We start from the raw sequence: 13,925 nt of genomic DNA, 5'->3' as shown, positions 1-13,925 counted from the left end.
TGATTCGTCAGAAACCATGGAAGGTTGTTATGCTTGCCGTTGTTCATTCCCGCGCCATCATTGGCGTGTCTGCACCCGAGGTCACGGTTGAGGTTCACCTCTCAGGAGGACTCCCCGCGCTTTCTATTGTTGGCCTGCCAGAAACCGGGGTGCGTGAAAGCCGCGAACGGGTAAGAAGTGCATTGTTGAACGCAGGCTTCGAATTCCCAGCCAGAAGAATAACCATCAACCTTGCCCCCGCAGATCTCCCGAAAGAGGGTGGGCGTTTTGACCTGCCCATTGCTCTTGGCATCCTGGCCGCTTCAGGACAGATTCCTGCCGAAAGCCTTGCTGCCTTGGAGTTCCTTGGAGAGCTCTCCCTTGATGGTGCACTTCGCCCGCTAAAAGGCGTGTTGCCTGCGGTTCTCGCAGCGCGGAATGCGGGGCGGAGTTTGCTGGTGCCCAATAGCAACGCTGAAGAAGCAGCGCTTGCAAGCCATGATGATGTGCTGGCAGCAGGGCATATACTGGCGGTTTGCGAGCACTTGTGTGGGCGCGCCAGATTGGTGCCTGTGCCCCGCACAAAGCCTGAACCATTCGCTCTTTCGAGTACGCCTGATCTGGCGGATGTGCGTGGCCAGAGTGTCCCTCGCCGGGCACTGGAAGTGGCTGCCGCTGGTGCCCATAATTTACTCTTTTTTGGCCCTCCAGGAACCGGCAAGAGTATGTTGGCCAGCCGGTTACCCGGAATCCTGCCGGACTTGAGCGATGATCACGCCATGGAAGTGGCCAGCGTGCACTCGGTCGCCGGGTTGGGAGTGGGCGAGGGCAGTTGGCGCCAACCACCGTTTAGATCTCCCCATCATACCGCTTCCGCAGTGGCGCTGGTGGGCGGGGGCAGCAGCCCGAGGCCGGGCGAAATCTCGCTGGCACACCGGGGGGTGCTTTTTCTTGATGAGTTGCCGGAGTTTGAGCGTCGGGTTCTGGAAGTGCTGCGTGAACCCATGGAAACCGGTGAGATTTCCATCAGCCGCGCGGCGCGGCAGGTCACTTTTCCTGCTCGATTTCAGGTCATCGGCGCGATGAACCCCTGCCCATGTGGTTACAACGGGCATCCCACCATTGAATGCCAATGTACGCCGCAGCAGGTGATGCGTTATCGCTCGAAAATTTCCGGGCCACTGTTGGATAGATTCGATTTGCACGTAGAAGTGCCTGTGCAAAGTGGCGATGTGTTGATGCAATCCGGCGGTGACGGCGAGCCCAGTGCCGCGGTGCGAGAGCGGGTAGCGCTTGCCAGAGAGCGCCAGACACAACGCGGGTGTGTGAATGCGACTTTGGCCGGCCGCCAGTTGCAGAAGGCCTGTCGCCTTGAATACACCAGTGAAAAGTTGCTTTCTGGCGCCATGGAAAAGCTGGGGCTATCAGCCCGGGCGCTGCACCGGATACTGCGGGTTGCCCGTACACTGGCAGACCTTGATGGGTCAGATTCGGTTACTCAGCCTCACCTGATCGAGGCCCTGGGTTACCGACAGTTTGATCGCCAAACCGGAAAGAGCTCTGTGGTATCCGCCTGATTCTTTCTACTCTGGTAAACTGTATGCAAATACCGTTAACAACACCCACAGCCGGGGGTTAAGGATTGCAGATGACTGATCAAAAAGAACCGCACGACCTTGGCGACGAAAATCTATCGAAACAAGCAACAAGCGACTCACCGATTACAACTCGTCGCGGCGTCCGTAGTTTTGTGTTGCGCCAAGGGCGCATGACGGAAGGCCAGAAAAAGGCCTACGAGCGCAGTTGGCCAAAGTTTGGCTTAAGCCGTGAAAACGGAATGATTGACCCGCGTCAGGTATTTGGCCGCGATGCCATGCTCAACCTGGAGGTCGGTTTCGGCATGGGTCGTTCCTTGGCGGACATGGCTGAAGCGGCGCCGGAGCAGGATTTCATTGGAGTGGAAGTTCATTTGCCGGGCGTGGGCGCTTTGCTCAAGGAGATCGAAGAGCGAGGCCTGGAAAATATCCGCGTTTATAACATAGATGCTAACGATGTGATCGATCTATGCCTGCCGGATGCCTGCCTGGATCAGGTTATGGTTTTCTTCCCGGATCCCTGGCACAAAAAGAAGCATCACAAGCGCCGGTTGGTTCAACCTGAATTTGTTCAGCGCATCCGCCACAAGTTGCGTGTTGGCGGCATTCTGCACCTGGCTACAGACTGGGAAAACTACGCAGAGCATATGATGGACGTAATGGGCGAGTCGGAAGGTTTTGCTAATACCCAGGAGCAGGGCAAATACTCACCGCGACCGGATTATCGCCCGGTCACCAAGTTTGAAAAGCGTGGGGAAAACCTGGGCCATGGTGTTTGGGATTTGTTGTTTCACCGCACCAACTAGGTTTCACGTTCTGGCAGTTACCCCGGTGCCAATGGCTGGCGCCGGGCAGCACGAATAATCACCAGCCCTGCAATGCCGAGTGTAAGCGCCGTAAATTTGGTCAGGGAGCTGATAGTGGCTGCAAGACTGATGGCATCTGTAGGTGCGTCCAGGTTGTTCAGCAGCAGAACGTTCTCCGTCGCATCCGCCAGACCGGCCAAAATAAACAATGTTCTGACCCAGCGGGCAGCGGTCCGCTCACGAATGCCAGGTCGGTCGAGTGTGCAGTGTCGCGTTAGCAGAATCAGGGTCAGGCAGTAGACAGGAATGAAAAAGAAATCGAGCCAAAGGGACAGTTTGGCCCATTGCAGACCCTCCTCTCCCCAGCTTTGTACAATCGCCAGCGCGTGCTCAGCGCCCCCCGCTAGCTGAAAGCTTACAATTCCTTGATGCGCAGAGCCGGTTTTCAGCGGCTGATTAATCAGTATTAGTGCAGCGAGTAACACCGCCGTTGCGATCAGGCAGCCTTTCAGACGCTTGGGAAAAGCCAACAATCGTTTTGCCGTGTTCATTACAGAAAACGCTCCAACAGGCTGTTCAGGTACCTTTGCCCCAAGCCGGTGGCTTGAAGTCGGTCACCAATCAGCAGTTTATCATCACGCAATGACTGAAGTTGTACCTCAATGGATGACAAGGGTAAACCCGTACGCTCATAGAAAAGACGTTCATCCACCCCATTGCGCAGGCGCAGCGCATTCATCAGGAACTCTAAAGGGAGCTCAGCGACCTCAATAGTGTCGCTTCCGGCGGTGCGACTGCCAATTCGGTTCAGGTAGGCCTCTGGCTGCCGTGTTTTCCAGTAACGCTTTATGGTGCCATCGGGAAGACTGATTTTGCCGTGGCCTCCTGCGCCCAGTGCCAGGTAGTCCCCGAAAGTCCAGTAGTTAAGGTTGTGCCTTGAAGCCTTGCCTTGCTGGCACCAGGCAGATACCTCGTAGTCACTGAATCCGTGCTGGTGCAAAAACTCGCCACCGCGCTGAGCAATCTCCCAGAGCAGATCATCGTCTGGCAAATCTGGCGGACGACTATAGAACTCGGTATTCGGCTCAAGAGTCAGCTGGTACCAGGAAATGTGAGGAGGCTCATGACCCATTGCTGCCTTGAGGTCGTCAAGCGCCTCGCTTGGAGTTTGGTCGGGGAGGCCGTGCATCAAGTCCAGATTGAAGTTATCGAAGCCGGCTTTTTTAGCAGACTCGATCGCTCTATGTGCCGCCGTGCTGTCATGAATACGGCCGAGAGCTTTCAGGTGAGCCGGGTTGAAGCTTTGTACACCGATAGACAAGCGGTTGATGCCGGCATCGCGGAAGGCTTCAAACCGGCCTTCTTCCAGAGTGCCCGGGTTAGCTTCCAGCGTGATCTCTGCATCGGCTGCAAAGGTCAGCCGCTCCCGCAGCCCTTTGAATAGATTTTGGTAAAATCCACCGCTCATGAGCGAGGGTGTCCCACCACCGATAAACACGGTTTCCACCGTGCGGCCTGATGCCAATGCGATATCCTGATCAATGTCTTCAAGCAGTGCATTCAGGTAAGCGGATTCTGGTATGTCGCTCTGAACAGCGTGGGAATTAAAGTCGCAGTAGGGGCATTTGCGCACGCACCAGGGTACATGAATGTACAGGCTTAGAGGTGGTGTGACCGGCTTGGGGGTGAGTGTGGCCAAGGGGCTCAGGCCTCGGCCTTGAGCTGTTCCATCAGCAACGCCAAGGCCCGGCCCCGGTGACTGATCCGATTTTTTTCATCCCGGCTCAGTTCCGAGGCGCTGCATTTCTTTTCCGGGCAAAGAAAGATGGGGTCGTAGCCGAAGCCGCCGTCGCCCTGCGCCGCCCTGAGAATCGTGCCCGGCCAGCGTCCATGGCAAACAATGGGTGTCGGGTCGTCTGCATGGCGCAGGTACACCAGCACACAGTGGAATTGCGCACCGCGTTGGCCATCGGGCACATCAACCATCGCCTCAAGGAGCGCATTAAGGTTGTCGAGGTCGGAAGCCCTGGCCCCTGCATATCGTGCAGAGCGAACCCCGGGCGCGCCGCCCAGCGCGTCCACCGCCAGACCGCTATCGTCAGCCAGCGCAGGCAAGCCGGTTTCGCGTGCGGCATGGCGCGCTTTGAGAATGGCGTTCTCAACGAAGGTAACCGCAGGCTCTTCGGCTTCGCTCACTCCCAGTTCGCCCTGGGGCACCGGAATAAGATTCAGTGGCGCAAGGAGTTGGGTAAATTCGCTGATTTTGCCTTTGTTGTTACTGGCAATAACGAGTTGCTCGGGCATAGGCTGCTCAGTCGCCAAAAAGTGTGTGGGCAAATCGTACCGGCAGCTCTTGCTTATACCCGGTAGGGCTAGCGGTAACGTTGAATGTCATCAGCTCACCGGATGAGTACTGGTACTGGGCAATAAAGTACACGGAATCACCTTCCTGTATCCTGCGAAAGGCCAGAAACTTCACTTGCTGAATATCGTTTGAAACCTTGCCTTCCACCTGACCGGATACGGGCTCAATAGCACCGTTTGTGCCTTCCTGCATAATGGAAATATTGACGACGCCAATACTTCTGCTGCGCTGCAGGTTGTTGGCCTTTGCGACTTCAGGTGTCAGAAAGGTGCTTGGGAGCACGCTCCAGTGAACCTGGTAGTCTCCAAAATCTTCCGATCCAGCCAGAGCAGGAAGGCTCACAAGGGTGGCTAAGAGAGCGGCTGCCACCATGGCAATAATGTTGTGCAGAGCGTTAGGTTTCATTACGTTTTCTCCCGGGTAATGCGGTAGATCGCGATCTCACCCAACAGGTTCGGCCAGAAACGCGCCAGCCAGTTGTTCTGGTGCTGACCGTCCACCACGCGACGGCTTTTGATGCGAATGCCTTTCTCTCGGCACAGGGCTTCAAAATCCTTGAAGGTACATAACCGTATGTTAGGGGTGTTGTACCACTTATAAGGCAATGCGTCTGATTCGGGCATGCGACCGCTAAGAGCCAACCCCCAGCGCAGCCGCCAGTGTGCGAAGTTGGGGAAGGTCACTATGCCTTCGTCGCCTAGGCGCAGCATTTCATCCAGCACCTTGTCTGGGCGGCGAACTGCCTGCAGCGCTTGCGTCATCAATACAATGTCAAAGCTGTTGTCTTCAAAGTTGTCCAGGCCCTGGGTATCCAGGTTTTGCTCGATCACTGAAACACCGCGGTTCATGCAGGTAGTTATGTGGTCGGGGTTAATTTCCAGACCAAACCCGCTGGCATTGCGCTCCCGCTTGAGGTAATCGAGCAAGGTGCCGTCACCACAGCCAAGATCCAGTACATGGTGGCCAGGCTTTACCCATTGCTGAATGATTTCAAGATCCGCTCTCATGCGCCCACCTCTCTGGCAACACGATCCATGTATGCGGTAAAAATATCAGTGTAGCGAGGGGTTGGGATCAAAAATGCATCGTGGCCCCAAGGTGCGTCAATTTCTGCATAACTGACCTTCCGGCGAGCAGCGATCATGGCGTTTACCATCTCTTCTGAGCGGGCTGGAGTGAAGCGCCAGTCGGTGCTGAACGAAAGTACCAAAAACTCACAGGTGGCTTTGGCCAGAGCTTTCGAAAGATCACCGCCAAATTCATAAGCGGGGTCAAAATAGTCCAGCGCGCGGGTCATTAGCAAATACGTGTTGGCATCGAAGACTTCAGAGAAGCGTTCGCCCTGATAACGAAGGTAGCTTTCTACCTGGAACTCGGCATCGTAACCAAATTTGTAAGCCTGATCTCGCAGTTCGCGGCCAAACTTCTCTCCCATGGAGGCATCGGAGAGGTAAGTGATGTGGCCCACCATTCGCGCCAGCATCAACCCGCGGCGGGGCAGTGTGTCGAAATCAAAATAGCGGCCATCATGAAATTCCCGGTCTGAGGTGATTGCCTGCCGCGCGACTTCATTAAAGGCGATGTTCTGAGCTGTGAGCCTTGGGCTGGAGGCAATGGCCACGGCATGATTCAGCCTGTCCGGGTAATCCAGGCTCCATTGCAGTGCTTGCATACCGCCCAGCGAGCCACCCACTACGGCTGCCCAGCAGTCAATCCCGAGGCGATCCGCCAACAGTGCCTGGCTTTTAACCCAGTCGCCAACGGTGACTACGGGGAAATCCGGGCCGTAAGGCTTGCCTGTGGCAGGGTTGGTCGAGATGGGGCCGGTGCTGCCGTGACAACCACCAAGGTTGTTGAGGCAGACTACAAAAAACCGGTTGGTATCAACGGGCTTGCCGGGGCCTATGCAGGTATCCCACCAGCCGGGCTTGCGGTCGTTCATAGAATGATAGCCGGCGGCGTGGTGGTGACCACTCAACGCGTGGCAGATGAGAACAGCATTGCTGCGGTCGGCGTTAAGTTCGCCGTAGGTCTCAACCACAAGATCGTATCGCTCCAGTGCTTGGCCACATGCCAGTTCAATGGGCGTTTCAAAATGGTACGTCTGCGGGGTGACTACCCCGACAGAATCCACAGGCAGGGAATCGGGCATTGGCGCGGCAGGTTCCTGGTTCGGTCCGTTAAAAACTGCTTTGCTGGTAAGGGCAAAAACCTGTACCAGCAAAGCAGTTTAAAGGCGGGTCGTCATACCTGCAACCAACAGACCGTATGAGGGTCAAGCGGCGGGCTAGAACCCGCCTGAAATGTTGACTACTTTTTGCTGGATCATGGTTGGTGCAGGCTTGCGGATTTGCCGCTGCATGGCATCTGCCAGTTCCAGCTGACGGCGCAGGTCCGTGATGGTGTTGTGGAGTCGTTCGCGCTCGGTGCGGCTGTCACGATCGCTTCTCACCATATCCCTAAGGCGACGGATTTGATGTTCCAGTAGCTGCTTTTGCTCCATGGAGTACTGCATGATCGGTAGCAGCGCTTCTGAAGGCCAGCGCTCTACATCTGCGCGTACACGGGCATGTAGGGTTCTGGCTTCGCTCACCATGATATTGAAAAAACGTTGTACCAGGACAGACTGCTCGGTCAGCAGGTTTTTGGGGCTGGCGCGGAAGCGTCGGGCTTTTTTGCGCAGCTCTCTTATAGCAATAACATGGCGGCCGGCGCGAAGAGGAATTGGCTCCAGGTGGCGGGCACGGGTATCTTCGTTGTAGCGACGGTAAATAGCACCAACCATCTTCTCGGCGAGGCGCCCCTCACTCAGCAGGTTGCTGAAGTCGCCCTCAAGTAATTCGAAAAATTGTTCCATGGCGTTGTTCATGCCGGCCGTCGTCCAGCTTTTTGACATGGATTTTCGGATTTTGTCGGCATGAGCTTCAAACCGGTCTTCGTCTACCAGCTTTTTCAACATATCGCCTTGAGATGCCATAAGCCGGCGGCTTGAGCGCAATGTGATCAGCTTTTTGTAGTAAAAGTCGTAATCTTTCTGGGAGCGGTCGGCCAAGCGAGCAAGGGCTGCTTTGTCCATGGTGACGCCGGAGCAGGCCTTGAATTCCTCATCAAGGGAATCCAGCCGGTTTTGCATGGCGGCCTGGCTGTTTTGCAACATACCCAGCAGATCGTTGATCAGGCTTTGGGTGATCAGCTGCTCTTTATGCATCAGGATGCGTTGAATGATCAGCTGCTCAAGATTGCCAATGTTGGAGCGGGCAAACAGATCGTTATCTTTCCGCACTCTGGCAACCAAGCCCTGCTTTGCCGACAGTGGGATGACATCTTGCTGGCGGATGCCCAAATGGTCTGCGGTATAGCCGCGCACCCGTTCAATCGCATCGTGAGTGTGCTTCTCGCCCTGCAAGTCATCCCACAGCACGTCAATCTTGTTCAATACCGCAAAGCGACCGGCGCGGTGGTCAGCATGCTCGGTATCAATGAATTCCTTCCAGATAGTCATATCGCTAGCGGTGACGCCAGTATCGGCACTTAGCACGAAGATAATAGCGTGCGCGCGCGGTAACATGCTGATGGTAAGCTCGGGCTCGGAGCCGAGTGCGTTCAGCCCTGGCGTGTCGAGAATTCGTAAGCCGCGCTCAAACAGGGGGTGACGAATACTGATCTGGGCATTGCGCCAGGCAGGAATGAGAACCTTGCCGGGATTGTTTCGGTCTTGCTCCAGCATGCCTTCATCAAATCCCAGAGCGCGTGCTTCTCCGGGGGAAACGCTTTTCACTCGAGCTACTTCACCCAGCACCTCGCGCATGATTTCAGGGTCGCGCTCATCCAGTTCATGTTTTACCCAGCGTTCTGGTTGCTTACGCAACTGCTGCAGTGATAATTCGCCGGTGCGGGTTTCGATGGGGAGCAGCAAAAGGTAGTTTTCGTTGGCGTTGCGATCAAAAAACAACTCTGTAGGACACATGGTTGTGCGCCCGGCCTGTGAGGGCAGCATGCGCTGGCCAAAGTCGGAAAAGAACAGAGCGTTTATGAGTTCCGTTTTGCCACGGGAATACTCGCCAACGAATGCAATGGTGAGCTCATCTTCAATGAGCAGTTCAAGCCCATGGCGAATCCGTGCGCTGATGTCATCAGAAAACAGGTTGTTGTCCTGAAGCCATAGCCGGTAACGGCCGATCTGGCGGATCAGCTCTTTTTTCCAGTTATGGTAGGCCTCTACCTGCTGGGTAAGGTTTCCCTGAAGACTCATCGGATATTCCCTCTGCACCACTTTCGGCATTCCCCCGGCTAGCTGAACCGGGATCCGCATGATGGACGAATTAATTAATTACTTTTAATACTAACCTGTTCCCGTAATGTTTGCGGCTAGGCGTTTTCAGGGTGTGTAGCGGTCGGTGGCAGGATTCTAATGGAAGTTGCCGCAAAATCAATAGGTTGAAGATGCGGCATGATATTCTTGGATTTTGTGGAAAACTGTTACGGATTGTTGATTTGAGACGTAACCTACATTCCCAGCCCAATGGCGCCAAGGCCAACAGCCATTTTCATGTGGCCGATAACAACCGTGAGAACGTTCAGTATCAGGAAAACGATAATGGGTGACAGGTCAAGTCCTCCCATGGACGGCATCAAGTTGCGCACCGGGCGCATGACTGGCTCTGTGATTTGTGCGACAAGTTGAATGGCAGGGTGGCTGCTTCCCGGGGCAATCCAGCTGACGACGACTACAGCGATAACCGACCAGAAGTAAATCTTCACGATCAGTTCCAATACTGCAACAACCCCCCAAACCAGGAGTATGAGAGGGTTTATGGATGGAATACCGCCGTTAAGGGCAACAAGAATCAGGAAGAAGACGACTGCCTGAATGAGAACCGCCAGTACCAGTGCTGCTCCGTCAATACCGCCCCAGCCAGGAATAATCCGGCGCATAGGACGAAGCAAAGGGTTTGTTGCTTTCACCGCGAACTGGGAAATCGGGTTATAGAAATCAGCCCGGGCCAGCTGCAGCAAAAAGCGCAGCAGAATGATGGTCATGTAAAATGTGGACGCGATCAGCAGGATCGTAATCAGGATGTCTGCCAGCATGTAGCCTGTTCTCCGTTGTCAGTGACTGTTTTACTCTTTACCTGCCAAATCTTTGGCCATTTCTTCCGAGCGCGTGTACGCGGCGTTGTACGCCTTTTTAACCAGCTCACGCATGCCGCCTTCTTCGAAGGTATGCACGGCTTGTTCAGTTGTGCCGCCCGGAGACATCACGTTTTTCTTTAGCTGCGCCGGATCCTGCTCGCTCTTTGCGGCCATTTCCGCAGCGCCCGCCATGGTCTGAATGGCAAGTTGGCGGGCAGTTGCCGGATCTACGCCAGCGTCGGTTGCCGCGGCCTCAAGGGCCTCCAGCATCAGGAAGAAATAGGCAGGACCGCTACCCGACAGGGCGGTTACGCCATGGAGTAAGGCTTCATCGTCAACCCACACCGCAATGCCGATGCCTTCGAAAACCGACTGCACAGCTTTTTTCTGGGCATTCGTAACACTTTCGCTGGCGAATAGACCGGCCGCGCCCTTGCCCACAAGCGAAGGGGTGTTTGGCATGACTCTCACAATAGGCAAACCACCACCGAGCCACTCATCAAGAGTTTCGGCGCCCAGGCCAGCGGCGATAGAGACCATCAGAGGGCGAGTGTTCTGGGCAATGGGAGCTATGTCGCGACATACGTCGGCCATGGCCTGGGGTTTAACCGCGAGCACCACTATGTCTGCTTGCTGTGCGCAGTACCGGTTGTCGGTTGTCACACTAATTCCAAAACGCTTGCGAATAGACTGCAGATGCTCGTCGTCTGGCGCGCTGGCCCAAATGCTGCTGGCTTTGAAACCGCTATCCAGCATGCCGCCAATGATGGCGCTGGCCATGTTGCCTGCACCGATAAACGAAATGGTTGGTGATTTGCTCAAGGTCTGCTCCAGCGATTGTTCATGTGTATTCCGGTTCCGATAATAACAGGTAAGGGCCCGCTCAGCTCTTCTGAGGGCGCTCGCCAAAAACGGCTGTGCCAACGCGAACACAGGTGGAGCCTTCTGCGATTGCCATTTCGAGATCACCGGACATGCCTATGGATAGAGTGTCCAGTGGCCCGGCTTCCGGAAAGTCTCGTTTCAGCTCTTTTATGATAGTCGCAAGCCGTCGGAAGCTTTCCCTCAGATCGGGCTCGTCTTGGTCTGGGTCGGGTATGGCCATAAGGCCCCTGAGCGTGAGCCCCGGCAACTGCCCTATCTCTGAAGCCAGTTCCGGTAGTTCATCTGGCCGGCACCCGGATTTACTCTGTTCGTTGTTAATGTTGACCTGAAGGCAAATATTCAATGGGGGCAGGTCAGTTTCTCTTTGTTCGCTCAGGCGCCGCGCCACTTTCAGGCGATCAACACTGTGAACCCAGGAGAAAGCCGAGGCGATTTGCCGAGTTTTGTTGGATTGAATGGGGCCAATGAAATGCCATTCAATGTCGGCCAGATCGCTGAGCTCTGATATTTTGTCGAGCGCTTCCTGAAGGTAGTTTTCCCCGAAGGCCAATTGGCCAGCCGCAGCCGCTTCTCTGAGTTCCTCTGCCGAGCGGGTCTTACTGACCGCCAACAGGCTCACAGAACCGGCATCGCGGCCTGCCTGCAATGTTGCTTTTTGTATGCGTCGGGTTACGCTCCCGAGGTTGTCTGCTATGCTGCTCATAGTATGAAATAGTCGCGTTTGGTCTGCCCATTATATGGCGACACGTTACTCGCAGGTCACTGAAATGCCAAGTGATCGCAGTAGGGTCATGCCAGACAGGCGCTATCTGGATAAAAGAATAAGCCCTCCGAGGACTTGTATGGATATTACTGAACTGCTTGCCTTCTCGGCGAAACAGGGTGCGTCTGACTTGCATCTTTCCGCCGGCCTGCCACCGATGATTCGTGTTGACGGTGATGTGCGCCGTATCAATCTTCCGCCCCTGGAACACAAAGAAGTTCATGGGCTTATCTACGACATCATGAACGACAAGCAGCGCAAGGACTACGAGGAGTTTCTGGAAACGGACTTTTCCTTCGAAGTACCCGGTGTCGCACGCTTCCGTGTTAACGCCTTTAATCAGAACCGGGGCGCAGGTGCTGTTTTCCGTACCATCCCCTCGAAAGTTCTGACCATGGAAGACCTTGGCATGGGCCAGGTGTTCAAGGATATTGCCTCAGTTCCCCGTGGGCTGGTTTTGGTTACCGGGCCGACAGGTTCGGGTAAATCGACCACGCTTGCAGCGATGGTGGACTATATAAACGATACGCGCTACGAGCACATTCTCACGGTAGAAGACCCGATCGAATTTGTGCACGACTCCAAGAAATGCCTGGTCAACCAGCGGGAAGTGCACCGGGATACTCTCGGCTTTAACGAAGCCCTGCGTTCCGCATTGCGGGAAGACCCTGACATTATTCTGGTTGGTGAGCTTCGAGATCTGGAAACCATCCGTTTGGCGCTCACTGCGGCAGAAACAGGACACCTGGTATTCGGAACTCTGCACACCACCTCAGCAGCAAAAACCATCGACCGAGTTGTAGACGTATTCCCCGCGCAGGAAAAATCCATGGTGCGATCCATGCTTTCCGAATCGCTGCAAGCTGTTATTTCCCAAACGCTCATGAAGAAAATGGGCGGCGGCCGTATCGCAGCTCATGAGATCATGATTGGTACCTCTGCGATTCGGAACCTGATTCGCGAAGATAAAATTGCCCAGATGTATTCATCCATTCAAACCGGCGGTTCGCTGGGCATGCAGACGCTGGATCAGTGTCTGGAGCGCTTGTTGCAGAAGGGTCTGATTTCCCGCGAAGCTGCGCGGCTTAAGGCGAAAATGCCGGACAATTTCTGACCCTCGAGTCATCGAGGCAAAGAGAGTGCTGGCAAGGTAGTCCCAAAGAAAAAAGAAAGAACATAGGTAAATAAAATGGAATTCGAAAAGCTGCTTCGCCTGATGGTAGAAAAAGGAGGCTCAGACCTCTTTATCACTGCCGGTGTACCGCCCAGCATGAAAGTGCACGGTAAAGTGTTGCCTGTCACCAAGAATGCACTAACGCCGGAGCAGACCAGGGATTTGGTTTACGGTGCAATGACTGAGAAGCAGCGCGCCGAATTTGAGGAATCCCACGAGTGCAACTTTGCCATCAGCGCCCGGGGTATTGGCCGCTTCCGGGTGAGCGCTTTTTTTCAGCGCAACCTGTGCGGCATGGTACTGCGACGGATTGAGGTGAAGATCCCTCAGGTCGATGAGCTTGGGCTGCCGGAAATCGTCAAAGAGCTCGCTATGACCAAGCGTGGGCTGATCATGTTCGTGGGTGCCACAGGTACGGGTAAATCAACCTCTCTGGCTGCCATGCTGGGGCACCGTAACCGCAACAGCCGTGGACATATTATTTCCATTGAAGACCCCATTGAATTCGTGCACCAACATCAGGGTTGTATTGTGACCCAGCGGGAAGTTGGTATTGATACCGAGAGCTTTGAGGTCGCGCTGAAAAATACATTGCGCCAGGCACCCGATGTTATTCTCATCGGCGAGGTGCGTACCCGCCAGACTATGGAGTACTCGGTTCAGTTTGCTGAAACCGGCCACCTATGCCTTGCGACACTCCACGCAAACAATGCCAACCAGGCGCTCGACCGGATTATCCAGTTTTTCCCGCCAGAGCAGCACAATCAGATCTGGATGGACTTGTCTCTTAACTTGAAGGCTATTGTCGCTCAGCAGTTGATTCCCACACCGGACGGTAAAGGCCGCAAGGCGGTCATTGAGGTTCTGATCAATACGCCACTGGTCGCCGATCTGATTCGAAAGGGCGAAGTTCACAAGCTAAAAGAGCTGATGTCCAAGTCCAACGAAACCGGTATGCGGACTTTTGACCAGGCGCTGTACGAACTTTACGCCGAAGGTTCAATTACCTATGAAGATGCTTTGGCGCATGCCGATTCGGCAAACGATCTGCGCCTGATGATCAAGCTGGGTGCTGATGCACAAGGGGCAGATAAGCTGTCGTCATCTGTGGATAAACTGACCATACAGAACGACTAAGCAGGTATACCCGGCCTGGCCGGGAACTGTTAGTAATTCGAACTATTAGTTTTGGCATTTGAGGCCAGTAAGCACAGATGCGTATACT

The 13,925-nt window shown here is 54.7% G+C and carries 14 protein-coding genes; 4 read left to right on the top strand and 10 right to left on the bottom strand.

The features are described 5' to 3' along the window. Positions 1–29 precede the first annotated feature (29 nt). Together AADB16_RS00430 and trmB are read left to right on the top strand one after the other, a co-directional pair. Positions 30–1,556: a YifB family Mg chelatase-like AAA ATPase gene (locus AADB16_RS00430; RefSeq protein WP_309045007.1), complete on the top strand. Its 1,527-nt coding sequence runs from the start codon at positions 30–32 to the stop codon at positions 1,554–1,556. A gap of 71 nt (positions 1,557–1,627) precedes the next feature. Beyond that, a complete protein-coding gene (trmB, locus tag AADB16_RS00425; protein ID WP_410800629.1) occupies positions 1,628–2,380 on the top strand; it encodes a tRNA (guanosine(46)-N7)-methyltransferase TrmB in 753 nt (250 codons plus the stop codon). Positions 2,381–2,397: 17 nt separating this feature from the next. Here trmB and AADB16_RS00420 read toward each other — a convergent pair whose 3' ends face one another. From AADB16_RS00420 to AADB16_RS00375, 10 genes are all read right to left on the bottom strand, one after another. Continuing rightward, a complete protein-coding gene (locus tag AADB16_RS00420) occupies positions 2,398–2,931 on the bottom strand; it encodes a hypothetical protein (RefSeq protein WP_309045008.1) in 534 nt (177 codons plus the stop codon). Then, a complete protein-coding gene (gene hemW / locus AADB16_RS00415) occupies positions 2,931–4,079 on the bottom strand; it encodes a radical SAM family heme chaperone HemW (protein WP_410800627.1) in 1,149 nt (382 codons plus the stop codon). The genes AADB16_RS00420 and hemW overlap by 1 nt, the downstream gene beginning before the upstream one ends. A 5-nt stretch (positions 4,080–4,084) precedes the next feature. Further along, positions 4,085–4,684, bottom strand: coding sequence for an RdgB/HAM1 family non-canonical purine NTP pyrophosphatase (rdgB, locus tag AADB16_RS00410; protein WP_309045010.1), 600 nt, complete (start codon positions 4,682–4,684; stop codon positions 4,085–4,087). 7 nt (positions 4,685–4,691) lie between these two features. Then, positions 4,692–5,117 (bottom strand): DUF4426 domain-containing protein, encoded by a 426-nt coding sequence (locus AADB16_RS00405; protein ID WP_410803542.1) that lies wholly within the window; start codon positions 5,115–5,117, stop codon positions 4,692–4,694. A 32-nt stretch (positions 5,118–5,149) separates the two neighbouring features. Further along, complete coding sequence (gene metW, locus AADB16_RS00400; protein ID WP_298452892.1) at positions 5,150–5,752, bottom strand: methionine biosynthesis protein MetW; 603 nt, start codon at positions 5,750–5,752, stop codon at positions 5,150–5,152. Further along, a complete protein-coding gene (locus AADB16_RS00395) occupies positions 5,749–6,897 on the bottom strand; it encodes a homoserine O-succinyltransferase MetX (RefSeq protein ID WP_309045012.1) in 1,149 nt (382 codons plus the stop codon). Before AADB16_RS00395 ends, metW begins: the two co-directional genes overlap by 4 nt. A 135-nt stretch (positions 6,898–7,032) precedes the next feature. Then, the gene (locus tag AADB16_RS00390; RefSeq protein ID WP_410800625.1) at positions 7,033–8,997 is read right to left on the bottom strand and encodes a dynamin family protein; all 1,965 of its coding nucleotides are present in this window, start codon (positions 8,995–8,997) and stop codon (positions 7,033–7,035) included. Between the two features lie 254 nt (positions 8,998–9,251). Further along, entirely contained in the window at positions 9,252–9,836 is a 585-nt protein-coding gene (locus tag AADB16_RS00385; RefSeq protein ID WP_309045014.1) for a YggT family protein, read from the bottom strand. Between the two features lie 30 nt (positions 9,837–9,866). Continuing rightward, positions 9,867–10,700, bottom strand: a complete 834-nt coding sequence (proC, locus tag AADB16_RS00380) for a pyrroline-5-carboxylate reductase (protein WP_410800623.1) — start codon at positions 10,698–10,700, stop codon at positions 9,867–9,869. Positions 10,701–10,761: 61 nt separating this feature from the next. Next, positions 10,762–11,466, bottom strand: coding sequence for a YggS family pyridoxal phosphate-dependent enzyme (locus AADB16_RS00375; protein WP_309045016.1), 705 nt, complete (start codon positions 11,464–11,466; stop codon positions 10,762–10,764). A 139-nt stretch (positions 11,467–11,605) separates the two neighbouring features. Between AADB16_RS00375 and AADB16_RS00370 the strand changes: the two genes are divergently transcribed. Next, the gene (locus tag AADB16_RS00370; RefSeq protein WP_200203444.1) at positions 11,606–12,640 is read left to right on the top strand and encodes a type IV pilus twitching motility protein PilT; all 1,035 of its coding nucleotides are present in this window, start codon (positions 11,606–11,608) and stop codon (positions 12,638–12,640) included. A 75-nt stretch (positions 12,641–12,715) separates the two neighbouring features. Then, positions 12,716–13,837, top strand: coding sequence for a PilT/PilU family type 4a pilus ATPase (locus AADB16_RS00365; RefSeq protein WP_298452874.1), 1,122 nt, complete (start codon positions 12,716–12,718; stop codon positions 13,835–13,837). Positions 13,838–13,925: the final 88 nt, after the last annotated feature.

Source organism: Marinobacter sp. KMM 10035, assembly GCF_046537445.1.
In the GTDB taxonomy this organism is placed as follows: Bacteria; Pseudomonadota; Gammaproteobacteria; order Pseudomonadales; family Oleiphilaceae; genus Marinobacter; species Marinobacter sediminicola.
The sequence above is the reverse complement of the archived record's forward strand: the minus strand, read 5'-3'. Positions and strand labels throughout refer to the sequence as shown.